Genomic DNA, 25477 nt, shown 5'->3' with positions numbered 1-25477 from the left:
TTTGCTTTTTATTTTGTGCAATGCTTCAATAAAAAATCAGCATACATATTTCTCCACTCAATAAAATCTGGCTGCAGGGTCAAAAAGTTATTGTGAAATATGGGAATAAAATCACCTCCATATTGTTTGTAAAAAGAATACATTTCTGCTAATACTTGAGCTGCTTCCCCAACCGTTTTTTTTTCATTAAAAATAACAGTGGCGTCCATATAACAAAATGGGAAAATGACTAATGAAGTAGATTGATTGGTTGCTAAATTAAACCAGTTAAAGCGTTTTGTGTATGAAGCCCTAAACCCATTTATTTGCGAATATCCCATGGAATGGTCTGCTTCAATTCCAGCATTTGCAAGGGTTTCATAGGTGTCAGGGAAATTCAAATAAATATAGTGTTGTCTAGAATGCTTAACTGGCTGTTGAATGATTTGTTCAAGATTTTTCTTCTCTTTTATCAATGTATTTTTTTGAGCTACAGAAGGATGTAATCCTACTGTGTACTTTTTTCCGTGAGCAATCATCAACGCTTGCATAGCTGCAGATTCTGGTGAAACATTTTTATGCAATGCATCTCTCTTAGCAGATATTAAGAAAAAATACAAGGGTTTTAACTGTAAACTATCGTGTAATAAATGCAACCAATCATAAATATCATAAGGGTCTTTTTGAACTCCCGCCAATACTTGTAAACGCTCTACTACCCGATTAAATTTTAACTGAATAAGGTGCTTAAAATAACCTAAGGTATTTCTGATACTATTATGATGCAGATAACTGTATGCTATATCAATATCATAACTGGGCTTGAATGAAAAATGGTAGGGCATTCTGATATTCAACGCTGTGGTCAATTGTGCTAACCAATAATTAACCAAGGGGAATTGCAAGAATCCATTTTGATAAGCCAATGATTGTTCTGGTTGGTATCTTCCAAGCTCATCCTTTTGATGTGGTAGCCATTCTTCGTATCGTGTTATTAAATAAAAAGCTGCTGAAAATAAATCGAAGGAAATACTGCCAGCAGTTTCAAAAAAAGCAGGATAACCCTTCCATTGAATGATATTGATTTCTTGCTCGGTAATATTATTTTCCTGCAATAAACCGTGCGGATAAATATGACAAGTAATACCTTCAATAGTATTGCTAGAATAATTGATTCTTGCTCCACTATATCTTTTGAATTCCTCAAGTTGATTGGTAATACTGGCTTCTCCTTGAAATAAAGTAGATACAATATATTCTAAACGTGGTGTTTGCTTGTCTGCATAAATTAAGAGGATATTTGATGCTGACATGTTTATTATGAATTATTGGCTTCTTTCCATAACTCATTAAATGTTTTAGCACTAAAATCTAATTCTGATCTATGTGCAGTCCAGCCCTGAAATACTTTATTCACTACCCAATTTTTCATCTTGCCGTTTCCTGCATTCATCAATACCCTATTCATGCTAGCTGTTTTCCAAACCTTCCACGCTATTCGTTCGGCTAAACTACTATTTCCTTGTACCACGGCCTCGTGTCTATTATCTAATAACAACTCATGCAAATTGATTCTTACCGGACAAACTTCTGTACAATTACCGCAAAGCGAAGATGCATAACTTAAATGTTTATACTCATCCAATCCTTTTAAATAAGGCGTAATAACTTTTCCTATAGGGCCACTATAAGTAGTATCATAAGCATGGCCTCCAATATTTTTATATACAGGACAAGCGTTTAAACATGCTCCACATCTTATACAATACAATGCTTCCCTGGCGGTTTTATTGGCCAACAAATTGGTTCTGCCATTATCTAACAAAATCACAATCATTTCTTCAGGACCATCTGTTTCATTGGCTTGTTTAGGTCCTGAAATAATGGTATTGTAAACGGTTACCCTTTGACCTGTTCCATAAGTAGAAAGTAATGGCCAAAACAAAGCCAAGTCGTGCACCGAAGGAATTACTTTTTCAATACCCACAATTACAATATGGGTTTTAGGCCAAGCACAACTCAACCTTCCATTTCCTTCATTTTCTGTAATGGCAATTGCGCCTATATCTGGCAAAATAAAATTGGCTCCAGTAACACCAATTTCTGCTTGAACATATTTTTCTCTCAATTTTTGCCTGGCAACCATGGTTAGTTCCTCTGGACTTAGCCCTCCAGGTACCCCTAATTTGTCTGCAAATAGACGTGCCACATCCTCTTTGCTTTTATGCATAGCAGGAGTTACAATATGGTAAGGCGCTTCCCCATCTAACTGCTGTATATATTCACCTAAATCAGTCTCAACACTTTCGATTCCATTTTGCTCTAAATAACTATTTAGATGAATTTCTTCGGTAACCATGCTCTTGCTCTTCACTAGCGTTTTGCATTGTTTTTCCTTGCAAATAGTTCCTATATGAGACAACGCCTCTTCGGCAGTTTCTGCCCACAAAACCTTCGTTCCCCTTGCTGTAATTTTTTCTTCGAACGCTAATAAATATTTATCTAAATGCTCTATGGCTTCCCATTTTTTATTCTTTGCCACTTCCCTCGCCGGCATCATATTAGTAAACTGCTTTTTGCCTATTGGAACTACAGCATTGTACTTTCCAATATTGAAGTTGATTTTTCTTCTATGTTCTAGATCAGCAGCTTTAATAGTGCTTTTAGCTATAAAGTTTGCAGCAGTATTACTCATTGTTGTTCTTTTTCATTTCTGCTGCAGTTGCAGCTAATGTTTCATAAAAAGTTTCGCCATATTTTCTAATCAATGCATCTTTCAGAAAAACATAAACAGGCACTTTTAATTTATTCCCCAACTTGCATCCTGGTTTGCATAAATCTTCTCTTGGATGATAATTTACATACTCAACATCTGGATCTCTTTTACTTTTTCTAATTAGTATTGGAAATAAATGACAACTGAGGGGTTTCTTCCAATCCAATTTTCCATCGTTATATGCTTGCTCTATTCCACATATAATGGTGCCTGTTGCATCTTTTTTTCCGTAAGCGCAAATGCCCCCGTTAATAGTGGGTGTTACCCAACCAAATTCTTGATCGTAGGTATATTTACCCACCCTTTCAACTTCCGCTTTCCCCTCTTCGGTCATGTATGGCAAAATTTCATTAAAGTATTGATCTAATTTTTCCAATTCCCATTTTTCCATGGGAGCGCCAGCATCTCCATCTTCACAGCATCCTCCTTTACATTTAGTAAGATCACAAACAAAATGTTCTTCTACTACTTCATCGCTTATTAATATCTGGTCTATTGCTATCATGTATTTAACTTATTGGTTAAAGATAACCCTTTAATTTATGGCTGTTTACGCCAAGTAAAACTATTAATTAAGTGTTTAACATCTTCCATTAAAAACTGGTTTACTATATTCAACGAATCTTCATTGGGTGTTGCATCAAAATACAAAGCCCCTCTTAAAAAATGTCTGCTTGAATCTGTAAGAAAAAATTGATTGGCGGTGGCTACATTCCCCCCAACCTTAAAAAAAACACCTTCTACATTGTATGGGTTAACCAATAATGAGTCGTCTATAGAATAGGCTTTAGAAGTATGTTTTCCAGTTAAAGTAAATGCATCTCTAATTAATGAATCAAAATTATTTTTGGATCCAATTTGCTTATAACTTATATAAATTCTTCCACTAAACTGTGGAAAATCAATATTAATCCACCAAGGATTTTCAGTGGTTTCACCAAAGAAAGTGCTGTCTTTGGTAACACGTGCATATACAGGATATTCAAAACTATAAGGGTAACCTGACTCTTGAAAAAGTTGGTATTTTTTTATTGGGAAATCAATTTTAAAATAACCTGTTGGCTTGGGTGTAAAGGAACTATTGCAGGCATAAAAAAAACTTATTGCAATAAAAAAAAAACAAGCTGCTATCTTACTCATCCCTTCCTTCTTTAATGGTCAACTTAACTTTTAATATTCTATTCTTAGCAACTTCTAAAACAGTAAAATCAAACTCATCGGTAGTTACTATTTGATTTAGTTGCGGAATTTCCCCGGCAATTTCTAATACCAATCCTGCCATTGAATCACTCTCGCCTCTTTGAGCATCAAATGTATTGAGGTCAATATTCATGATTTTACACACATCATTAATCATCATTTTACCCTCAAAAATATAATTATGTTCATCTAATTTTTTATAGCCAGCATCTTCCTCATCAAACTCATCTTTGATTTCTCCAATTACTTCTTCTAAAATATCTTCTAATGTTATAATACCACTTGTGCCCCCAAACTCGTCTACCACAATGGCAAAATGTATTCGCTTCATTTGAAACTCTTGCAACAAATCTTCAATCATTTTTTGCTCATGAACAAAAAATGGTGGCCTTAATAAACTCTTCCAATTAAAATTGGATGGTTCGTCTAAATAAGGTAACAGGTCTTTGGTATGAATCATACCTGTAATATGGTCTAAGCCTTCTTTATACACAGGCAATCGACTATAATTCAAGTCTCTTACAATATCTAATAATTCTGCAAAATTAATTTCTTCATCTACCCCATGAACATCTACCCTTGTTTTCATTACCTGCTTAACCGAAATATTTCCAAACTTCACAATTCCTTTCAGAATATTTTTTTCGTTTTCAGATGCTGTATTATCTGTGGTAATATCTATTGCATGATCTAATTCTTCTAAACTATAGGCATTACTATTTTTATTATTCAATACCCTTTCTAATTTATCTGAATATTTAACCAACTTTTTTCCTAAGCCCGTACACAAATAAGTCATTGCTTGAACAATTCCACCAAAGTCTTTGGCAAATCGAATATTATTTTGAGTAGCCAGCACTTTTGGCATTACTTCTCCAAATAAAACCAACATGAATGACACAGCTATTACTTTAATAATAAATTCTACCCAAGCAGCGCCGTATTGTTCAAAATTGAATAAATTATCGATGAGTAAATTTGAAACAATAATAATGGTGATATTAACAAAACTGTTGGCAATTAATAGTGATGCTAAAAATGTTTTAGGTTCTTCTAATAAGTCAACTATTCTTTGGTAGGTTGGAATTTGTTTAGACCTCAATAAATTGATGTCTTTATGTGTTAAAGAAAAGAATGCAACTTCTGCACCCGATAACACAAAAGATAAAAAAAACAAGAACAGCAATACCATTACTAAAATAGTTGTGCCTTGTGCCTGCAATGCTGCCAGTATGTGAATTGAAGAAAGTAAATCGGTTACAGGATAATAATCCAAAGCCACTGAATTTGGTTAGAAAGCAAAAATATCGTTTCTGAAACAATTAAAATGGAAGAGATTCATAATCGGGCTCTCCAGAACCTGGTCCGGCTGTTCCGTCGGCTCTCTTGTCTAACATAATCAAGTTATCTGCTACTACTTCAGTTGCAAATTTTTTATTCCCGTCTTTATCTTCCCAACTTCTGGTTCGTAATCTTCCCTCTATGTATATTAAACTTCCCTTATGTAAATATTTTTCAGCCAAATCAGCCAAACCGCGCCACAAAACCACGGTATGCCATTCTGTTTGAGAAACCAGCTTTCCCGTTCTGTCCTTATATGTTTCGGTTGTGGCCAAAGGAAATTTAGCAACGCCAATATTCCCTTCTAATTGCTGGATATCTGGATCTTTGCCCAGATTACCAATAAGCATAACTTTATTTACTCCGCGCATATGCATTTGTTTTAGAAAAACCGCTTCTTAAAAATACCCATTTTTTTATTAACCTACCATCCTCCCAACTATTTAACTGTTAAATGTTTCCATATAAGCTGTTATTAATCTTGGAAAAGCAAATTGTTTGAGCTCGTTTTCATTTATCCAAATTAGGCCCTGTAGAGACTTTGGAGACTGGCTTAGTTCAATATGAATAAACTGACTAGTTATTTGTTGGTGGGTTAATTGCTGGGTTTTTACAGCGGAAATTTTCAAAATGCTTGACTTTTTAATTCCCACCTGATTTTGTAGCCATTCATTTACCGAATCGTTATTCCAGGTTAAACCGGCTGAAGCTTCAATAGCATAAAACTCATATAAACTCTGCCAGATATCTTTTTGCATTCTTTGCTTTATACCGATACTGCCTCTGTAATGAAAAACCATATAATATATCCATCGCTTTTTTCGATTGATGGTTTTCGTTTTAATGGGCAATTGATTAACCTGACTATTTATTTTAGCTGCACAATTAGTTGCCATTACACAATTGTTACACAAAGGCAATGCCGGCTTGCAAATGGTAGCCCCAAAATCCATAATGGCCTGATTATATTTGCCTGGTTGAGACTTGTCTAATAGTTGTGTTGCAAGCGCTGCAAAATATTTTTTGCCTTCATTGGTGTCAGTTGGCTTTTCAATTCCAAAATACCTAGCAATTACTCTAAATACATTTCCATCTACCACAGCATAAGGTTGATCAAATGCAAATGAAGCAATGGCAGCTGCAGTATAGGGCCCTACCCCCTTTAGATTTAAAATGGCCTCATAGTTGTCGGGAAATTGACCGCCTAATTCAAAAGCAATATACCTTGCCGTAAACAACAAATTTCTGCACCTACTATAATACCCTAAACCTTCCCATAATTTAAAAACAGATTCATCTTTAGCATTAGCGAGCAACCCAATGGTAGGAAACGCCTCAATGAACTTATTGTAGTAGTCTAATCCCTGTTCTACCCTAGTTTGTTGCAACATGACTTCACTTAGCCATATTTTATAAGGATCTTTTTCTCCTTTCCAAGGCATTTTTCTATTATTCTCCTGTTTATTCCATAGCATGAGTTTTTGCGTAAAAAAGGCATCTAAGTTGATTTTTAAGCTATTTTTAAGGGGCATATGGGGTTATTTGGCCGTTCATTTTATTAATATATAATCAAATTTACAACTGTAACTAATTGAATTATTTGATAATGTCACAAAATAGAGCGCTTATTTTTTGGGTAATTCACCTTTTTTTTGTTACTTTAAACCAACAACTTATTATAAAAACAATTAATAATGAGAAAATCAGATCTCATCAATAACATTTCGGAAAAAACAGGCATCCCAAAAGTAGATGTTTTGGTAACGCTTGAGACGATGTTTAAAGAAGTAAAAGAAAATTTGTCTCAAGGTCAAAACATTTATATACGAGGGTTTGGTAGCTTTATTACAAAAAAAAGGGCTGCTAAAATTGGTAGAAATATCAAGAAGAATGTTGCTGTTGAAATTCCTGAACATTTTATTCCAGCATTTAAACCTGCTAAAGAATTTGTTAGTGAAGTAAAAAGCAAGCGTAAGTAGTTACCTTTGCCGAAACTGAACTAAAAGTGAAAAAACAACAATACGTTCTTTCTGCAATTGCATTGATCCTTTGTATTGCGCTTTATATAGGCGGCAAAACTGTTCCAGATAAAACAGCAGCTACCACTCATTCTGAAGGTGATGGACATGATCATTCTGCTGAATCCCCCCAAAAAATTGATTTTACAAGTATTTTAGCCTCAGCTAAAGCTACCATAACGCCCAATCAAGCTCAAAGGCTTACTGCGTTGGAGAATTCTGTTACCCGAGGAGATGTAAAAGAGCAGCAAATTCATGCTTTTCATGAAATGGCTAGGTTCTGGTTAGACTCTGCCAGAAAGTTTGAATTATACGCATATTATACTTCTGAAGCTGCGAAGTTGGAAAATTCTGAAAAAAGCCTCACCTTTGCCGCCCGCTTGTTTTTAGACCGCCTGATGATGTCGGGTGATCCAGCCATGCAAACATGGTTAGCAAACAATGCGAAAGTTCTTTTAGAGAATGCCCTTAAAATCAATCCTGCAAATGATTCAAGCAGAATTGGACTAGGTTCTTGTTTCCTATTTGGCAATATTAGTTCTAACCCTATGGAGGGCATTAATATGATACGTCAAGTGGTAGAAAAGGACCCCGGAAATATTTATGGGCAGATGATGCTTGCGCTCGGAGGTAAAAAAAGTGGTCAATATGATAAAGCCATTGAACGTTTTTTACTAATTGTGCAAAAGGAACCAGACAATATTGAAGCTGTATTTCATATAGCTGAATGTTATGACCTTAAAGGAGACAAACCAAATGCGATTCTTTATTACGAAAAAGCAAAACAATTGGTGAAAATTCCGCAAGCTAAAGAAGAGCTGAACAACAGAATCATGGAATTGAAAAAATAAATTATTTTTTAACTATTTAAATCTCTTTGTATGCCTTGTGGTAAGAAAAGAAAGCGTCATAAAATTGCGACGCACAAAAGAAAAAAACGTCTAAGAAAGAATCGTCATAAGAAGAAGAATAAATAATTCTCCTTTTGCACATATTTAAAAGCATTGCACCCAGCGTGCAATGCTTTTAATACTTATCTACCTTTTGCTGTTGCCTCTTAATTTTCTGCAACTTTACTCCTCCTCCTTCTTCAGCAGCATAGTTTAGGTTAAGTAGATGATAGGTCCTGCAATTAGGTACCTATTACTGTATTTTAAAGTTGCGAACCTGTGAATAAAGAATTAATTATCAATGCCGGAACAACCGGTGTAGAAATAGCCTTACTAGAAGAAAAAAAACTGGTTGAGCTTCATAGCGAAAGCACAGATATGAACTTTGCTGTGGGTGATCTTTATTTAGGCAAAGTGAAGAAGCTCATTCCTGGATTAAACGCCGCATTTGTAGACGTTGGATATGAAAAGGATGCATTCCTTCATTATACCGATTTAAGCCCATACGCAAGATCAATCATTAAATATACCCAATTGGCCATGCACGATAAAGAGCCAAATGGATTTGATTTTTCAAAATTTCAAACTGAACCTGAAATATTAAAAACAGGAAAAATTAATGAGGTTTTAAATGGCAAACCCAATGTGCTTGTGCAAATATTAAAAGAGCCCATTGCAGCCAAAGGTCCACGATTAAGCTGTGAAATTTCTTTGCCAGGTCGTTTTGTGGTGGTTACCCCATTCAATGAAATAGTAGCTGTTTCAAAAAAAATACATTCAGGCGACGAGCGAAAGCGTTTACATAAAATTGTAGAAGCAATTCGTCCTAAGAATTTTGGAATTATTGTAAGAACCGCTGCAGAAGGTAAAAGTACTGCCGAGTTACACCAAGATTTATTAAGTATCATCGACAATTGGAATGGGATTCAGAAAAAACTAAAAGGCGCTGTAGCACCTGTTAGAATTTTAAGTGAAGAAACGAAAACAACCAGCATACTTAGAGATTTGCTTAGTGCCGATTTTAATAAAGTGGTGGTAAATGACTCTACCATTTTTAACGATATCCAAGCCTATATTCAAAGAATTGCCCCAGATAAAAAAGACATTGTAAGTTTATTTCAAGGAAATGGTCTTCCCATTTTTGATCACTATGGTATTACCAAACAAGTTAAAAGCTCTTTTGGTAAAACAGTTAATTTGCCTAGTGGCGCATATTTAATTATAGAGCATACCGAAGCTTTGCATGTTGTTGATGTAAACAGTGGATACAAAAGTGTAAGCAATAATCAAGAAGAGAACGCTTTACAAACAAATCTTGAAGCTGCTGAAGAAATGGCAAGGCAGCTAAGATTAAGAGATATAGGTGGCATTATTGTGGTTGATTTCATTGATATGAAATTGCCCGATAACAAAAGAAAATTACAGGAAGCTATGGAAGGTTTTATGAAAACCGACCGAGCTAAACATTCTGTTCTTCCAATTTCTAAGTTCGGGTTAATGCAAATTACCCGTCAACGCATGCGCCCTGAAGTAAATATCAATACAGCTGAAGTTTGCCCAGTATGTAAGGGATCTGGAAAAATCACATCAACATTGTTATTAGAAGATGAGATTGAAAAGCGATTGTATTATTTAACTTCTCATGCACATAAAAATCTCACATTGGTGGTGAACCCAATTGTTTATTCTCACTTAACTAAAGGCCTTTTCTTTAGCTCTATCATTAGGAAATGGAATAAAAAATTCAAAACAAAAATTACCATTAAGGCCAACACCAATTATCATATTGTAGAGTTCCGCTTCTTTAATGAGCACGACGAAGAGATCAAACTGTAGTTATTCATCAATCAATTCAAATGACTAATAGTTAACTTAATATAAAAAATTAAAGGTTAATCCAAATTAAAAACCCCGGTTCATTAAAAATGACCGGGGTTTTATTTATGTATAAAAGTCTATCTAAGTAAACTACTAGTATCCTGCATTCTGAACAAGATTCTTGTTTACGTCGGTTTCTCTTCTTGGAATTGGTAAAATTAACTTAGCATCATTCCAAGCTAAGGTACCAACTGTGGTTTGTAAACGCTTAGCTTCAATTAATGTATGCCCTTCAAAAGCCAATTCAAATGATCTTTCTTTGGTAATATCAGCTAAAGAAACGGTTAGTAATGAAGTCAAACCAACTCTGTTACGGATTCTGTTGATATCAGCCAAAGGAGTAGCACCAATGATGGTACCTAAACGTTGATTACACTCTGCACGAGTTAGGAACATTTCAGCCAAACGAATAATAGCAACGTCACCAAAACGATCTAAATGCTTATTGGTATAATAGTTACCTCCACTTAAAGTGAAATATCCTTTTCTGAAATCACCTGTTTCATATGCATTAATATGAGTCAGTCTGATTTTGCAATCACTTCTTCCGGCAGTTCCAGCAATACCCACATTTCTTCCGAAGTATGTATTCTGAGAGTTTGTACCATCTTGAGCTGTAACTTTCAAAGAGAACAAGTATTCTCCAGGAGTTCCACCTGCATTATTGATGAATGTAAACCAGTTGCTGCCAAAATTAGCTGCCAAAGATTTGCCACTACCAGTAATAACACGGTTAGCTGCATCTCTTGCATTAGCATAATCTTTAACCATCAAATACACTCTGCTCAATTGTGCTGCAGCAGCCCATTTGCTAACATAGTTGCCGTTTGAGTTAGGCAATAATGTTTCTGCTTTAACAAGGTCTGCAATCACTTGATCATACACCGCTTTCACTGTAGCTCTAGCAGGATAGTTTGCGTCTGTTACGTTACCTGTTGGGGTTAAAACCAAAGGAACACCTGGGTTGGTTGCATAATCGCCATCTCCTACAAACTTTGCATATAATCTTACCAATTCAAAATACATAGATGCTCTTAGCATTAAAGCTTCACCCTCTACTGAATTTTTCTTAGCTGTAGAAGAAGTTACTTTAGCCACCGCAGTTAATACATTATTACAACGATTAATGGTATTGTAACAAGCAGCCCAAGTATCACGGGCAAAACCGTTATCAGAAACCATTTGGGTTTGATATGCATCAGATAAGCCTGCGAATGTACCAGTAAAGTTGATATTGGTTGAATTACCAATTAGGTCATTCAATACCATGATATCTCCACCATATGCAGCTGCACTTTGAGCACCATCATAAGCACCAATTAAAGTTACCAATACATCACCTTCGGTGTTTAATGCAAGGTTATCAGCAATACTTGCTGTAGGAGCAATATCCAGTCTCTTTTCGCAACTTACCAGTGTAATAGTACCCAAAAGCAAAGCTGCTTTAAAGTAATTACTCATGTTGTTGATTAATATTTTCATAATAGTTAGTATTAATTAATTAAAAACCTACGTTCACACCAAATAAAATAGTTCTTGGTTGTGGTGATGTATAGAAATCGTTTCCTTTAGCAATGTTTGAATCGAAAGAGTCAGCATTAACTTCAGGATCCCAATAAGTGTAATTGGTAAAGGTTAACAAGTTCTGAGCCGATACATACAATCTTAAACGCTCGATTTTAAATTTAGACAATTGCTTTGCATTGAAAGTATAACCCAAAGAAACTGTTCTTAAACGGATATACGATCCATCAACTATATAACGGCTGCTTGCCTGAGAGCCATTCACTCTGTACAAACGTACTTGAGGAACATCGGTGATATCACCAGGCTTCTGCCATCTTCTTAACTGATCTGCAGTGTTGTTGTCTTCGTATAACATACTTGCAGAAGAGTATCTACCCATACCATAAATATTGTTCTCGTTACCCAATACACCATTAAAGAAAATTGATGCATCAAATCCTTTGTAAGAGAAAGTATTGGTAATACCTAAGATATAATCTGGGTTTGGATCTCCCGCTACTATACGCTGTGCTTGAGAATAAATACTTGTTGTTCCTTTATTTAAAGAACCATCCGCATTCTTGGTATTTAAATAGAATAAAGCGTTTCCGTTTGCAGGATCAACTCCAGCGTATTGCGGTGTGTAGAATACGCCTACTGCATAGCCTTCTTCCACACGGTTCATACTACTGATACCGCCCTCAATAATTTGACCTTGAATATCGGTTACTTTACCAATGTTACGAGCGATATTAAAGCTGGTACCCCATTTGAAAGCACCAATTAAGTTTTGGGTATTTAATACAAATTCAAAACCCTTGTTCTCTAACTTACCTACGTTTCTAACTTGGCTATTGAAACCAGTTGTTGCAGGAATATTAACGTTCAACAATAAACCATCGGTTTTCTTAACATAGTAGTCAATTTCACCGGTAATACGGTTATTCAAAATACCGAAGTCGATACCTATGTCGAACTGTTTAGTAGTTTCCCACTTTAAGTTATCGTTTCTAAGTTGAGAAGGACGCTGACCCGCAGCACCTGCATAACCAGCATCTCCAGAGAATAGACCCAATTGAGGGAAGTTTCCAATTTCCGCATTACCTACGATACCATAGCTAGCACGTAATTTTAAGAAACTAAAGATTTTGCTGTCTTGTAAAAACTTCTCATTACTCATGATCCATCCTGCAGAAACTGCCGGGAAGAATCCAGATCTTGAGTTTTTACCAAATCTAGAAGACTGGTCAATACGCGCACTAGCTGCAACAATGTACTTTTCGTCGAAAGTATAGTTACCTCTTAAGAAATAAGATAAGAACCTGAAATCTGTTTGAGAAGAACTACCACTTGAAATGGTAGCAGCACTTGCAATCTTCTGATATGAGTTAGATGGGAATGCAGTACCTTCTGTAAAGTTATACTTAGCTTGAGACTGTTGGTACTGGGTACCTAAAGTAGCACTAATATTGTGCTTCTTAATTACAGTGCTATAATTAAAGTATGATTGTGTATTATAGTTGGTAACAAATGCACCTCTATTAGAACCTAAACCTGCAGAAGCTCTGGTTTGGTTTCTAACGGTTTGATTTTGGAAATAACCTTCCTCGTTTTGGCTTAAATAATCCATTCCAAATTCAGTTTGGAATGTTAAACCTTTTGCCAAATAAGCTTTAATATAAGCGTTACCAAATGTTCTGTAAACATCTTGCGTATACTTAGCATAGTTTACAGTCAAAATTGGATTATAGTACAATGGAATATTTACATCTCCAGGAGGGGTGCCAGAAGGCAAGCCTGTATTAGGATCGGTAAAAGGATTCATTGGCATCAATGCAATTGCTTGCAAAGGATTTGAGAATGCGTTATCATCTGGTAAACGTCTGTTATAGGTTCTTGAAAGGCTTAAAGAAACCCCCATATCTAACCAGTCGTTTACTTTTTGGTCAATATTTAAACGGCCTGTTGTTCTTTGCAATTCATTACCTACCATGGTACCGGTTTGCTCTAAATGTTGGAATGAAGAGAAAAACTTGGTTTTATCAGTACCACCTCTGATTTGCAAATCAGCTTGTCTATAAGGGGCTTTTTGAAAAACTGCGTCTTGCCAGTCATACGTTTTCTTTGGATCTTTAGACCAATTGCCATAGCTGTAATAATCCATAACACCGTCCTTAACATAAGCGGTCCAGCTATTAGGATCAGTAATTGGTGTACCATCTAAATCATCACGGTATTTAGCCCCTTCTAAAATAAGGGTTGCATATTCTTCAGAATTCAACATAGCCAAACGCTTGGTTGCTTCAGCAGCACCTGTTTGGTAGTTGAAAGTTACCTGAGTTTTACCTGCACGACCTTTTTTAGTGGTGATTAATACTACCCCATTTGCAGCACGAGAACCGAAGATGGCTCCAGCAGATGCATCTTTTAATACTTCAATAGACTCAATATCGTTCGGGTTAAGGTCTACCAATGGATTGGTTGCACCACCGTAAGAACTTTGGCTATTCGAAGTCATTGGAATACCATCCAATACATATAAAGGCTGGCTATTGGCACTAATTGAAGAGTTACCTCTTACACGTACAGTTACAGCCTGACCTAATTTACCAGATTGGCTATTTACAAATACACCAGCAGCTTTTCCTTGAAGAGCTGCATCCACACTTGGGGTTGGCATGTATTCTATGTCTTTACCTTTTACACGAGCAATGTTACCGGTAACTTCTCTTTTAATTTGAGCGCCACCAAAACCTGTAACAATTACTTCACTAAGGTTAGAAACAGCTGAATTTAAAGCAACATCTACCGTTGTTCCTCTAACAGGAGCTTCTACATCACTGTATCCAACATAAGAGAATACCAATGTTTTTACACTTGAAGTGATTTTAATACTGTAAGCACCATCGGCACCAGTAACCGATGTAACAGCTGTACCTTTTGCTTTTACGGTTACGCCACCCAAAGGAGCCCCGTTTGCTGCGTCGGTAACTTTACCAGACACAGTTGTTTGTGCATGAGCCACCACAACACAGAAGAGGGCAAAAAGCCCTACTAGCAGTTTTTTTCTCATAATTAGTTTTTTAGTTCACCATTGGCTAACAAACCAATGAAGCCCTAAAATAACACAAATTTCATTTGTAAAGAAATTGTTAATGGTTTTTTTTACAGTTTGTTAAAGAATTAGTTGATTCATTTAAAGAAGATCTTAGGTTTTAAAATCAATAGCCCATCAATTTCTAAAAAGTTACGTGCAAAAGATTTATGAATAGAATTTTTTTATATATTTTTATTGCCTTACTTGTATTTAATTGATATTCAATTATCTTAAAGATTCAACAGCGCAGAAAATAGATCGTGTGAACAAAAATTAATTTTGCAGTTTGGCCTATTTTGGTAATTTAGTGGTAGAATTTAATGGGTTAGTAAGTAAAAGGGTCAACATCATTGTTGGCCCTTTTGCGTTTTAAATATCTCCCTGAAAAGTCCCTTATATTTTCAATTATGAGCAAGATTAAAACCGCTTTTTTTTGTAGCAATTGTGGATATGAAAGCACCAAGTGGATTGGAAAATGTCCATCGTGTAATCAATGGAATACTTTTTCGGAAGAAATAATTCAGAGTGGTGATGCAAAAGAAAAAACTACTTGGGAAGACTATCCTGAAAAAAAACGGACCAACAAAACAATTGCGCTAAGCGATATCGATTTTAAAGAGGAAAAAAGAATTGTTACAAGTGATGCAGAATTAAATAGAGTGTTAGGTGGAGGAATTGTTCCTGGCAGTTTGGTATTAGTTGCTGGTGAACCAGGAATTGGAAAGAGTACTTTGTTTTTACAAAACGGACTCTTAATAAAACAATTAAAAGTTTTATACATCAGTGGAGAGGAAAGTGAGCAACAAATAAAAATGCGCGCAGATAGACTAAAAATTAGTAACGACAATTTTTATTTGCTAACTGAAACAGATACCAATATAATTTTTAAAGAAATTAAAAAATTAAAACCAGAATTAGTAATTGTAGATTCAATTCAAACCATTCAATCTAATTTAATTGATTCCTCTGCAGGTACTGTTACTCAAATTAGAGAATGCGCAGCATCATTTCAACGCTTTGCAAAAGAAACTAATACACCAGTTTTTTTAATTGGTCATATTACCAAAGATGGAGCTATTGCAGGGCCAAAAATATTAGAGCATATGGTTGATACTGTATTACAGTTTGAAGGTGATAGACATTATGCTTATAGAATACTAAGAACGCTTAAAAACCGCTTTGGCTCTACATCTGAGCTAGGTATATATGAAATGAGTGGGGCTGGAATGAGAGTGGTTACTAATCCATCAGAAATATTAATTGCACAAAGAGAAGAAGTATTAAGTGGTAGTGCAATTGCTGCTGCATTAGAAGGAATGCGCCCCTTATTAATTGAAGTACAAGCATTAGTTACTCCAAGTGTTTATGGAACGCCACAAAGAACAGTTACTGGTTTTGATTTAAGAAGACTACAATTATTATTAGCTGTATTAGAAAAAAGAGGTGGATTTCAATTTGGTTTAAAAGATGTGTTTGTAAATATTGCTGGTGGAATAAAAATAGAAGACCCTTCTATAGATCTTGCAGTAATATGTGCATTATTATCATCGTATGAAGACAACCCACTTCCAAAAAATATTTGCTTTGCGGGTGAAGTTGGATTGAATGGAGAAATTAGAGCAGTAAATAGAATTGAACAAAGAATTGCAGAAGCTCAAAAATTAGGATTCGAAAAAATTATTGTTTCTAAATTCAATAAAAAAAGTTTTGACCCTAAAGCATTCTCTATTCAAGTGATTGCATTGAGTAGAGTAGATGAAGTATATCAACAGCTTTTTTAATACCCTCCGTTAAAAAACTTTTTCCTTTTCGGGTTTCACTTCCATTTTTATTTATTGGTTTGTCTAGTTTAACATCATGGCAATATCAATTAATACATATATCAGCGCGTTTCAACAGTTATTCTTCCCTCATATTTGTAGTGGCTGTGGTGCCGACTATATTCATACTAATGCATTCCTATGTGCTGCATGTAATAATGCACTTCCAATAACTCATTTTTTTGACCATTCAAACAACCCCGTTGAGCAGGTTTTTGCAGGTAGAATTCCGCTGATTGCAGGAGGATCGAGCTTCTATTTTTATAAATCTGGGCTGGTTCAACACTTAATTGCCCAATTAAAATACAAGAACAACCTTTCTGCAGGACGTTTTTTAGGTCGGTTCATGGGAAGAGAATTGCGGCAATCTGAACGTTTTAACCATATTGATTTATTAATTCCACTACCATTGCACCCAAAAAAGGAGTTTCAACGGGGCTATAACCAAGCAAGCATTATTTGTGAGGGGATTACAGAGGTCTGGCCAAAAAAACGCTGCACTCAAGCCGTTAGCAGGGTTATATATACCAGTAGTCAAACCCAGGGCAATCGATTGAACCGATGGAAAAACATGGAAGAGGCTTTTTGGGCATCGGAACCAAATATGATAAAAAATAAAAATATCTTACTAATTGATGATGTAATTACTACTGGGGCCAGTTTAGAAGCTTGTGCAAGAGCTATACTTCAAGTTGAAGGTACTACTGTAAGTGTGGCCACTGCTGCATACACCGTTTAACATTTAGCTAAACAAATTCCACTTACATTCGTTGTATAAATAAAAAGTCATGAAATATATCCTTTCCATTGCTGCTTTCATTATGCTTAGTGCATTCAGTTTCCCAGGTGTAAATAGTATTCATAGTTTTAAAGTAAAGTCTATTGAAGGCAAAACAATTGATTTCTCTTCCTTTAAGGGCAAGAAAATTTTGGTGGTGAATACTGCATCTAAATGTGGTTATACCCCTCAATATGAAGCTTTACAAAAAGTGTACGATCAGTATAAAGACAAATTGGTAATCGTAGGATTCCCTGCAAATAACTTTGGTGGTCAAGAGCCAGGTAGCGACACTGAAATTCAAGATTTTTGTAAGGCACGTTTTGGGGTTAGTTTTCCTTTAGCCAGTAAAGTAAGTGTAAAGGGGAGCGATATGGCCCCTATTTACAAATGGCTTACTTCCAAAGCAGAAAATGGTGTATTAGACGCTGAAATTGGATGGAACTTCGGTAAGTTTTTACTAGATGAAAATGGCAAGTTATTACAATACTTCCCAAGCAAAGTAAAGCCTGATAGCGATGAAATATTAAAATTTGTAAAGTAGTTTATTCAACTATTTTTGTAAAAAGAGAATGTTAGCACATTCTCTTTTTTATTTGTGTACTACTTTATTTTAATCAATGCTTTTTTCAGATGTAATAGGTCATGATGCCATTAAACAACATTTAGTTGAAATGGTAGAGCACAATAGGCTTAGCCATGCCCTATTGTTTCTTGCTAAGGAAGGTGCTGGTGGACTTCCGTTGGCAATGGCTTTTGCGCAATATATTGTAAGTCTTCCTGCGGAAGCCCCTGTGGTGGAAGATCTGTTTGGTGGAATGACCGCTTTGGCACCTGCCCCAGCTTTTATTGACCCAAATCAAATAGCCAATGAACCTGCTTATTTACGAGCAGACAAACTGGTGCACCCCGATTTGCATTTTACTTATCCCGTGATTCCTCGTAAATCGGGCGATAAACCTATTAGTTCAGATTATATTGAAGAATGGAGAAGTTTTGTACAAACAATGCCTTACGGAAATGTGTACGATTGGTTACAAAGTATTGGTGCAGACAATAAGCAAGGAAATATTACTGCCGAAGAGTGTAATCAAATTATAAGAGAGCTTAGCTTAAAGAGTTTTGAAAGTAAATACAAAGTATTATTGGTGTGGATGCCTGAATACTTAGGCAAGGAAGGAAATAAATTATTGAAACTGATTGAAGAACCTCCACCCAATACCATTTTTTTATTAGTAGCCGAGAACGAAGAACAAATGCTGGCAACTATTTTAAGCAGATGCCAGTTGGTTCGAATTCCTGCTCTTGATGACAAAGACATTGAACAAGCCTTAATTGAGCGAGCTAAAGCCAACGAAGAAACTGCCCGGCAGATTACCGGTATATGTGAAGGCAACTATAGAGAAGCTTTACAATTATTACAGCATGGCGATGAAGACTGGCAGTCATTGCTTAGAGAATGGTTAAATGCAATGCTTAAAACTGGTCCTGCTGCTCAGCTTAAATTTATAGACGAAATCAGTAGACTGGGGAGAGAGAAACAAAAACAGTTCTTACGCTATTTTAATCATTTATTAGAACAGAGTATTCGTATTAGGGTAATTGGAGAAGATTTGGTTAAACTAGGTGAACCTGAAAAAGACTTTGCCAAAAGACTCAATAAAATTGCCTCTGTTAGTCAACAAGAATGCATTATAGAAGAGCTAGACAAAGCCGCTTACTATATAGAACGCAATGCTCACGCTAAAATGCTGTTTCAGGCACTCACTATTAAACTATACCATATCATTCAGAACAAAACCCTAATTTTGAGTAAATAGGTACCTATTAAAGAACTTCTTATTATTATATATATATGGGATGTGGATCTTGTGGAACGGGGAAGCCAAATGGTTGTAAAAGTAACGGAGGCTGCAGCACGGGTGGATGTAATCGTTTAAACGTGCACGATTGGTTAATGAATTTGCCTTTTAGCGATCCTGAAAGTAACTGCAGAATTGTTGAAGTAAGCTTTAAACAAGGAAGCAGAAAAGAATTTTTTAGAAATACCACCTTACAATATTTAGAGAAAGGAGAATACGTAACCGTTGAAGGGGTTAGTGGTTTTGATGTGGGCGAAGTAAGTCTTACTGGCGAATTGGTTCGTATGCAGCTGAAGAAAAAACAGGTAGACGAGTTTAGCCCAGAAATCAAAAAGATTCTACGTAAGAGTACAGACAGAGATATTGAAAGCTTTGAAATAAGTAAAAGCAGAGAGAAAGAAATATTGGCCAGAAGCCGCACTATTGCTCGTAGTTTGAATTTACAAATGAAATTGAGTGAAGTAGAAATTCAGGCGGATGGTAAAAAAGGTACTTTCTTTTATACCGCAGATGATAGAGTTGACTTTCGTGAAATGATTAAAATTTTTGCCGGCGACTTTAAGATTAAAGTAGAAATGAGGCAAATAGGCATTCGTCAGGAAGCTGCCAAATTAGGCGGAATTGGTTCTTGCGGTAGAGAATTATGCTGTAGTACTTGGCTAAACGACTTCAAAAGTGTTAATACCACTGCTGCACGTTATCAAAATCTTTCAATCAATCAAACTAAATTGAGTGGTCAATGTGGAAGATTGAAATGCTGCTTAAATTATGAGTTAGATACTTATTTAGATGCATTACAACAATTCCCTGATTACGCAGATACACTAGACACTGCAATGGGTACTGCGCATTTAATTAAGAAAGATATTTTCAAAAATTTAATGTGGTATATTCTTCCAAATAATACCAAGCATTATCCATTAACCATAGATAGAGTTAAAGAAATTAAACGATTGAATAAACAAGGACAGCGTGTAGATGAATTACAAGCTGTTGAAATTGTAAACAGCAAACAAAAAGAAGCTGAACCTGCATTTGTTGAATTGGTTGGCCAAATCAGTTTGAAATCGTTGGAGAAAAACGATAGAAGAAGAAGGGATCAACAAAGAAGTAATCAAGGCGGACCTCAACAAAATAGACCACAGGGGAACGGTCCTCAGCGTGGTCCTAATCAAGGCCCACGTAGACCGCAGCAAAATAATCCGCAACAATCACGTGGACCAAGAGGCCCTCAACAAAATAGACCACCTAGACCGGCTCAAGGCAATAATCCACCAGCTGGGCCTAAGCCCGAATAAACCAATTTTACTTAAGTTGATCCATTTCGGTCTTTACAAATTCCATTAAAGTTTTAATATAAGCTGGTGTTAGATTAAATTCTAACCCAGCTGCTTTATATAATTCAGGTAAAGTTTTAGTACCGCCCAAACTCAAGGCATTCATATAATTTTCTAATGCCTTATTGGGGTTTTGTTTGTATTGCATCCACAACCCAATTGCCCCTAATTGAGCAATTCCGTATTCAATATAATAGAACGGTACTTCAAATAAATGCAATTGTCTTTGCCATCCTATTTTTCTAAATTCATCCAAGCCTGTATAATCAATGCTATTGGTAGAAAAATCATTTAAAATACGCATCCACTCATTCGTTCTTTCTTCTACAGTATGCTGCGGGTGTTCATATACCCAATGTTGAAATTGATCAATGATAGCAATCCATGGAAAAATAGTGATGGTTCTTTCTAATTGGTGCTCTTTGGCTCTCTTTAAATCGGCTTCATTGTCAAAAAATGCCTGCCAATGATCCATGCTAAATAATTCCATTGCCATACTAGCTACTTCAGCAATTTCCATTGGGTACTCTTTAAAGGCAGACAATTTTAAGGGATGTGCCAGAAAAGAATGAACTGCATGACCACCTTCGTGCACCATGGTAGTAACGTCGCTCATTTGCCCAGCTGCATTCATAAAAATAAATGGCGCACCACTTTCTGCTAATGGGCAATTGTATCCCCCTGGGGCTTTGCCTTTTCTACTTTCTAAATCAAAATGATTCATCTCTTTCATCTTGCGCAAGCAGTCTGCAAAAAAAGGATTGAGTTGATCAAAACATTTTACGGTTTTTTCATACAATTCTTCGCCCGTGGTAAATGGTTTTAAAGGTGCTGTGCCAGCGGGTTCTGCTTCAGTGTCCCATGGTTTTAGCGAATCTAACTGTAGCTTTTCCTTTTTCCGATTATATATTTCATTCACCAATGGGAGTACATATTGCTTAACTGCATCATGAAACTGAAAGCAGTCTTCTTTGGTATAATCAAATCGGCCCAGCTCTTTAAATTTATAATCTCGATAATTTTCAAAGCCTGCGTTAATAGCTATTTGGTGACGCTTAGCAATTAATGAACTGTACAATTCGTGCATGGGCTGCTCGTCTTGCTTTCTTCTTTCCTGAATTTTATAATAAACAGCCTCTCTAACTTTTCGGTCACTGCTTTCCAAAAACTTAGCAGCTTGTTGCAAAGTATACTCCTTACCTTCTACTTCAACAGTCATTTTACCAGCAATGGCTCCGTATTGTTGTTGTAGAACACTTAATTCCGCTAAAATGGGAATATTTTCTTCCCTAAATAATTCAATGCTCTTTTTAACCGAACGCAAATAAGTATGATATGCAGCCTGATCTAACTCTGCAGTGAAAGGACAGTTCACTAGTTTTTTATTGAGCGTATCGGCATAATGTTGCAATTTGGGTTGAATTTCCATACAGAAATAAGTAAATGCCTCTTCTAAACTTTTATTGGTAGTGTCGCAAGTCATTTTAATTTGTCTCCAGCAGGCATCTTCGCTTACTACTGCTTCTAATTCACTTAAATTGGCCAACCAATCCTCTAATTCGGCCTTACTAGTTATAGCTCTTTCACTTAGTTCTTTAAAAAAGGGCTCCAAGCCGTTCCAATCTGTTACGGTATAATCTGCGGATAATAATGTTCGTGGAATCTTCTGTATAGCGGCTTTTGGATGCATATTCAATTAATTTGAGTGCAAATTTACTTAACTCTTCCTTGCAGATGGAGTAGGAATCTTATTTTTACAAACTTTTATTCATTTGTACAATATAGTAGAACGACTTTTATAGTGAGCAATATCATTCATTTATTACCCGATCATATAGCCAACCAAATTGCGGCAGGTGAAGTTATTCAAAGACCTGCCAGTGCGGTGAAAGAACTATTAGAAAATGCAGTAGATGCCGGAGCCACCAAAATCAAATTATTGGTGAATGATGCAGGTAAAGCATTGATTCAGGTAATTGATAATGGAAAAGGAATGAGTGCCGAAGATGCGAAGATGGCATTTGAAAGACATGCAACAAGTAAAATTAGCCATATTGATGATTTATTTAAAATCAAAACAATGGGTTTTAGAGGAGAAGCATTGGCCTCTATTGCAGCAGTAGCTCAAGTAGAATTAAAAACAAAAAGAGCAGACGACGAATTAGGTACCCTTGTTGAAGTAGAGAATAGTAAAATTATTCGGCAAGAAGCATGTGTTGCCCCAGAAGGTACCAGCATCAGCATGAAGAATTTATTTTTTAATGTTCCTGCGAGGAGAAATTTTTTAAAAAGTAATGCAGCAGAAATGCGGCATATCATGGATGAATTTATTCGGGTTGCAATGGCTTATCCTGAAATATTTTTCTCCTTAAATAGCAATGGTCAAGAAGTTTACCATTTAGAATCGGGTAATCATAAACAAAGAATTGTTCAAATTTTAGGAAATAGCTATAATGCAAAGCTGGTAAATGTTTTAGAAGAAACCGACTACATGAATATTGCTGGATTTATAGGTAAGCCTGAAACTGCCAGAAAAACCAGGGGCGATCAATACTTTTTTGTAAATAATCGATTTATCAAAAGCGCTTACTTAAATCATGCAGTAAATACAGCATTTGAAGGAATGATTGCTAAAGACAGTTTTCCGAGTTATGTATTGTACATTGATTTAGATCCTACTCAAATAGATATCAATGTTCATCCTACTAAACAAGAAATAAAATTTGAGGATGAAAAAATAATTTATGCTTTTGTTCAGGCCGCAGTAAAACATGCATTGGCACAATTTAGTATTGCGCCTTCTTTAGATTTCTCTTTGAATGCAGATATACAGGGACTGGATGCAGTGAGTAAACCATTCACAAGAAATGATCAGGAAGCTGCAGTTTCATCTAGTTTATACAAAACATTTTCTCAAAAACACCAAGCGCATTTTATTGAGCCTAGCAATAAATCTGAACTGAAAAGTTGGAAAGATTTTTTTAAGCCCAGTGAACAAACAGATTCATCGGGAACGATTGGCGGATTTTCAAGTGAACCCGTATTAGAAGAGGAGTATACTGGTGGAAAATTATTGAATATTCCACAAATACAACACTATTTACAATTACAACAAACCTATATTATTGCTACCACTCAAACAGGATTTTTATTGGTTCACCAACAACTAGCCCATGAAAGAGTATTGTATGAACTATATAGTCAGGCAGTCCATTCTAAACAAGCCCCTACACAAAAAAGTTTATTCCCCATCCCTTTAGATTTGGCAGCTTCGGATAGTGTTTTACTTCAAGAGTTATTGCCCGATCTTCAATTAATTGGATATCAAATTGAAAAAGATGAACAGCATCAATTTGTAATTCAAGGAACCCCTGCCGATATTGTTGTAGGCAATGAAAAGCACGCCATTGAAATGTTAATAGAACAGTTTAAGCATTTTAATAGCGAAATCAATTTTAGCAAAAAAGAAAAACTAGTTCGTTGTATGGCAAAACAGCAATCAATCAAAACAGGATTAACACTAGATCAAAAAGAAATGGCTGGCTTGGTAAATGCTTTATTTGAATGCAATACACCCAATATTACCCCTACAGGGAAGCCTACCTACATTGAATACAAGGGAAATTATTTAGAGCAATTATTTGAGCGTTAATTAGTTTTCGTTAATTACTGTTGTTAAAAACTGCTCCACATATTTTCTAATAGTACCTGCTGCAGATTGGTGTGCATTTACCATGATAGAAAAAATCAATTCTTTCCCCTGATTGGTAATAATAAATCCACTTAAAGCTACATGTCCGGTTAGTGTGCCTGTTTTTGCAAATATTTTATTTTCATACCCTTTGTATAGACCACCCAAAGTGCCGGTATTACCAGTTGGGAAAATTGTTTTAATTCTTTCCCATGGTTGCTCTTGTTTCATTTTATTTAATACCCAAATAAAATCTTGAGGAGTCATCATATTGTACCTGCTTAAACCACTTCCATCTACCCATCTTGGCTTATGTGGCATGCCCAACATGTCTGATTTTAATAAAGTATCAATAATTTTAGAATCATCCATCATGCCAATCTTTTCATTTCCCACCATCAGTAATGTTTGTTCTGCAAAAAAATTATCACTGCGATGCATCATGATTTTTAGCAGACTGTCAGTTGGCTGAGAGTAGAATTTTTTCCAATTAGGTTGATCAATAGCCACCGCATTGGCGTAATTCAGTACCCTATTCAACGTATCTTCTAACAATGGTATCATTAATTGATCCATCTCTTTTTTAACTACAAAGGGTATAACAGCTCCATTAAATACTCGATTGCTTTTTACTACGGTAAAGCTATTCTGGTCTTTATCTCTGTCTATAGCATAACGCCCATCTTCTGTACTTGAAAAAATAACCAAGGAATCTTTGAATGCCTTAGGTGTTACTGTAATACGATTTCCCTTTTTTCCAAAATAAACCAAATTGCCATAGATGGGCATAGGAGAACGTTCTGGAGAATAGTCGGCATCGTAATCGTTCCACGCCCACCCATTACCAAACGCAGTAGCATTATACCTTGGTGCAACTACAGTAATTTTGGGCGCATTGGCTTTTAAAAAATCAAAAGCTAACTGATCTTCAAAATCAGGATGTAAAAAACTAGGATCTCCTGTGAATCTAAGTGCAATATTTTCATCGTCGGGCAAATATTCAAATGCAACAATACTATCACCAAGGTTTTTCATTGCTGCATAACAAGTAAATATCTTGGTATTGCTTGCTGGAATAAAATATTTCTCCGATTGATAATTATATAGATACTTTCCGCTAGCAGGATTAAACAAACTGATTCCTACATGCGCAGGTAACAATTCTGGTTTGTCTAAAATAATAGATTTAGCCTGTTGCTCAATTGAGCTAGCTTGTTGAATAGTTTGAACAGACTTTTGTACTTTACAAGAGCTGGCAAAAAATAATACTGAAGCGAAATAGAAAAATTTTTGCATAGGGTATT

General features: G+C 35.7%; 20 protein-coding genes. 9 read left to right on the top strand and 11 right to left on the bottom strand.

Annotation, left to right across the window (positions count from 1 at the left end):
* Window positions 1-8: 8 nt before the first annotated feature.
* The 7 genes from Q8S25_RS13810 to mutY form a co-directional block, all read right to left on the bottom strand.
* Window positions 9-1292, bottom strand: a complete 1284-nt coding sequence (locus Q8S25_RS13810; protein WP_305538717.1) for a hypothetical protein — start codon at window positions 1290-1292, stop codon at window positions 9-11.
* Between the two features lie 5 nt (window positions 1293-1297).
* Entirely contained in the window at window positions 1298-2674 is a 1377-nt protein-coding gene (locus Q8S25_RS13805) for a LutB/LldF family L-lactate oxidation iron-sulfur protein (RefSeq protein WP_305538716.1), read from the bottom strand.
* The gene (locus Q8S25_RS13800; protein WP_305538715.1) at window positions 2667-3260 is read right to left on the bottom strand and encodes a DUF3109 family protein; all 594 of its coding nucleotides are present in this window, start codon (window positions 3258-3260) and stop codon (window positions 2667-2669) included. Before Q8S25_RS13800 ends, Q8S25_RS13805 begins: the two co-directional genes overlap by 8 nt.
* A gap of 35 nt (window positions 3261-3295) precedes the next feature.
* On the bottom strand, window positions 3296-3895 hold the full coding sequence (locus tag Q8S25_RS13795) for a hypothetical protein (protein WP_305538714.1): 600 nt from the start codon (window positions 3893-3895) through the stop codon (window positions 3296-3298).
* Window positions 3888-5237 carry a gliding motility-associated protein GldE gene (gene gldE / locus Q8S25_RS13790; RefSeq protein ID WP_305538713.1) on the bottom strand — a complete coding sequence of 450 codons (1350 nt, stop codon included), beginning with the start codon at window positions 5235-5237 and terminating at the stop codon, window positions 3888-3890. Before gldE ends, Q8S25_RS13795 begins: the two co-directional genes overlap by 8 nt.
* Before the next feature lie 40 nt (window positions 5238-5277).
* Window positions 5278-5667: a single-stranded DNA-binding protein gene (locus Q8S25_RS13785; protein ID WP_295190985.1), complete on the bottom strand. Its 390-nt coding sequence runs from the start codon at window positions 5665-5667 to the stop codon at window positions 5278-5280.
* A gap of 72 nt (window positions 5668-5739) precedes the next feature.
* The gene (gene mutY, locus Q8S25_RS13780; RefSeq protein WP_305538712.1) at window positions 5740-6828 is read right to left on the bottom strand and encodes an A/G-specific adenine glycosylase; all 1089 of its coding nucleotides are present in this window, start codon (window positions 6826-6828) and stop codon (window positions 5740-5742) included.
* Between the two features lie 162 nt (window positions 6829-6990).
* Here mutY and Q8S25_RS13775 point away from each other — a divergent pair, with 162 nt between their 5' ends.
* The 3 genes from Q8S25_RS13775 to Q8S25_RS13765 all read left to right on the top strand — a co-directional run bounded on the left by Q8S25_RS13775 (window position 6991) and on the right by Q8S25_RS13765 (window position 10040).
* The gene (locus tag Q8S25_RS13775; protein ID WP_295190992.1) at window positions 6991-7275 is read left to right on the top strand and encodes an HU family DNA-binding protein; all 285 of its coding nucleotides are present in this window, start codon (window positions 6991-6993) and stop codon (window positions 7273-7275) included.
* 26 nt (window positions 7276-7301) lie between these two features.
* Window positions 7302-8165, top strand: a complete 864-nt coding sequence (locus Q8S25_RS13770) for a M48 family metallopeptidase (protein ID WP_305538711.1) — start codon at window positions 7302-7304, stop codon at window positions 8163-8165.
* A gap of 318 nt (window positions 8166-8483) precedes the next feature.
* Complete coding sequence (locus Q8S25_RS13765; RefSeq protein WP_305538710.1) at window positions 8484-10040, top strand: Rne/Rng family ribonuclease; 1557 nt, start codon at window positions 8484-8486, stop codon at window positions 10038-10040.
* Between the two features lie 135 nt (window positions 10041-10175).
* Here Q8S25_RS13765 and Q8S25_RS13760 read toward each other — a convergent pair whose 3' ends face one another.
* Entirely contained in the window at window positions 10176-11564 is a 1389-nt protein-coding gene (locus Q8S25_RS13760; protein ID WP_305538709.1) for a RagB/SusD family nutrient uptake outer membrane protein, read from the bottom strand.
* A 19-nt stretch (window positions 11565-11583) separates the two neighbouring features.
* Window positions 11584-14661, bottom strand: coding sequence for a TonB-dependent receptor (locus Q8S25_RS13755; RefSeq protein ID WP_305538708.1), 3078 nt, complete (start codon window positions 14659-14661; stop codon window positions 11584-11586).
* Between the two features lie 431 nt (window positions 14662-15092).
* On the opposite strand from Q8S25_RS13755, the gene radA reads away from it, so the two are divergent.
* From radA to ricT, 5 genes are all read left to right on the top strand, one after another.
* A complete protein-coding gene (radA, locus tag Q8S25_RS13750) occupies window positions 15093-16466 on the top strand; it encodes a DNA repair protein RadA (protein WP_305538707.1) in 1374 nt (457 codons plus the stop codon).
* 76 nt (window positions 16467-16542) lie between these two features.
* The gene (locus Q8S25_RS13745; RefSeq protein WP_305538706.1) at window positions 16543-17244 is read left to right on the top strand and encodes a ComF family protein; all 702 of its coding nucleotides are present in this window, start codon (window positions 16543-16545) and stop codon (window positions 17242-17244) included.
* 49 nt (window positions 17245-17293) lie between these two features.
* Window positions 17294-17827 (top strand): glutathione peroxidase, encoded by a 534-nt coding sequence (locus tag Q8S25_RS13740; RefSeq protein WP_305538705.1) that lies wholly within the window; start codon window positions 17294-17296, stop codon window positions 17825-17827.
* A 76-nt stretch (window positions 17828-17903) separates the two neighbouring features.
* Window positions 17904-19103, top strand: a complete 1200-nt coding sequence (locus Q8S25_RS13735; RefSeq protein ID WP_305538704.1) for a hypothetical protein — start codon at window positions 17904-17906, stop codon at window positions 19101-19103.
* Window positions 19104-19138: 35 nt separating this feature from the next.
* Window positions 19139-20443, top strand: coding sequence for a regulatory iron-sulfur-containing complex subunit RicT (gene ricT, locus Q8S25_RS13730; RefSeq protein WP_305538703.1), 1305 nt, complete (start codon window positions 19139-19141; stop codon window positions 20441-20443).
* A 7-nt stretch (window positions 20444-20450) separates the two neighbouring features.
* Here ricT and Q8S25_RS13725 read toward each other — a convergent pair whose 3' ends face one another.
* On the bottom strand, window positions 20451-22172 hold the full coding sequence (locus tag Q8S25_RS13725; RefSeq protein WP_305538702.1) for a M3 family oligoendopeptidase: 1722 nt from the start codon (window positions 22170-22172) through the stop codon (window positions 20451-20453).
* 111 nt (window positions 22173-22283) lie between these two features.
* Between Q8S25_RS13725 and mutL the strand changes: the two genes are divergently transcribed.
* Window positions 22284-24134 carry a DNA mismatch repair endonuclease MutL gene (gene mutL, locus Q8S25_RS13720; protein ID WP_305538701.1) on the top strand — a complete coding sequence of 617 codons (1851 nt, stop codon included), beginning with the start codon at window positions 22284-22286 and terminating at the stop codon, window positions 24132-24134.
* Here the strand turns inward: mutL and dacB are convergent, their stop codons facing one another.
* The gene (gene dacB, locus Q8S25_RS13715) at window positions 24135-25469 is read right to left on the bottom strand and encodes a D-alanyl-D-alanine carboxypeptidase/D-alanyl-D-alanine-endopeptidase (protein ID WP_305538700.1); all 1335 of its coding nucleotides are present in this window, start codon (window positions 25467-25469) and stop codon (window positions 24135-24137) included.
* Between the last annotated feature and the right edge of the window lie 8 nt (window positions 25470-25477).

The sequence above is a fragment of the Sediminibacterium sp. genome, from assembly GCF_030695065.1.
In the GTDB taxonomy this organism is placed as follows: domain Bacteria; phylum Bacteroidota; class Bacteroidia; order Chitinophagales; family Chitinophagaceae; genus Sediminibacterium.
The sequence above is the reverse complement of the archived record's forward strand: the minus strand, read 5'-3'. Positions and strand labels throughout refer to the sequence as shown.

What these genes read in the sequence shown, in the direction of transcription:
- ricT (WP_305538703.1), top strand. Translation starts at nt 19,139, where the DNA reads ATGGGATGTGGATCTTGTGGAACGGGGAAGCCAAATGGTTGTAAAAGT.
- Q8S25_RS13740 (WP_305538705.1), top strand. Translation starts at nt 17,294, where the DNA reads ATGAAATATATCCTTTCCATTGCTGCTTTCATTATGCTTAGTGCATTC.
- Q8S25_RS13745 (WP_305538706.1), top strand. Translation starts at nt 16,543, where the DNA reads ATGGCAATATCAATTAATACATATATCAGCGCGTTTCAACAGTTATTC.
- Q8S25_RS13785 (WP_295190985.1), bottom strand. Translation starts at nt 5,667, where the DNA reads ATGCGCGGAGTAAATAAAGTTATGCTTATTGGTAATCTGGGCAAAGAT.
- mutY (WP_305538712.1), bottom strand. Translation starts at nt 6,828, where the DNA reads ATGCCCCTTAAAAATAGCTTAAAAATCAACTTAGATGCCTTTTTTACG.
- radA (WP_305538707.1), top strand. Translation starts at nt 15,093, where the DNA reads ATGAGCAAGATTAAAACCGCTTTTTTTTGTAGCAATTGTGGATATGAA.
- Q8S25_RS13805 (WP_305538716.1), bottom strand. Translation starts at nt 2,674, where the DNA reads ATGAGTAATACTGCTGCAAACTTTATAGCTAAAAGCACTATTAAAGCT.
- Q8S25_RS13800 (WP_305538715.1), bottom strand. Translation starts at nt 3,260, where the DNA reads ATGATAGCAATAGACCAGATATTAATAAGCGATGAAGTAGTAGAAGAA.
- Q8S25_RS13810 (WP_305538717.1), bottom strand. Translation starts at nt 1,292, where the DNA reads ATGTCAGCATCAAATATCCTCTTAATTTATGCAGACAAGCAAACACCA.
- dacB (WP_305538700.1), bottom strand. Translation starts at nt 25,469, where the DNA reads ATGCAAAAATTTTTCTATTTCGCTTCAGTATTATTTTTTGCCAGCTCT.
- Q8S25_RS13735 (WP_305538704.1), top strand. Translation starts at nt 17,904, where the DNA reads ATGCTTTTTTCAGATGTAATAGGTCATGATGCCATTAAACAACATTTA.
- Q8S25_RS13795 (WP_305538714.1), bottom strand. Translation starts at nt 3,895, where the DNA reads ATGAGTAAGATAGCAGCTTGTTTTTTTTTTATTGCAATAAGTTTTTTT.
- Q8S25_RS13755 (WP_305538708.1), bottom strand. Translation starts at nt 14,661, where the DNA reads ATGAGAAAAAAACTGCTAGTAGGGCTTTTTGCCCTCTTCTGTGTTGTG.
- Q8S25_RS13775 (WP_295190992.1), top strand. Translation starts at nt 6,991, where the DNA reads ATGAGAAAATCAGATCTCATCAATAACATTTCGGAAAAAACAGGCATC.
- Q8S25_RS13760 (WP_305538709.1), bottom strand. Translation starts at nt 11,564, where the DNA reads ATGAAAATATTAATCAACAACATGAGTAATTACTTTAAAGCAGCTTTG.
- Q8S25_RS13725 (WP_305538702.1), bottom strand. Translation starts at nt 22,172, where the DNA reads ATGCATCCAAAAGCCGCTATACAGAAGATTCCACGAACATTATTATCC.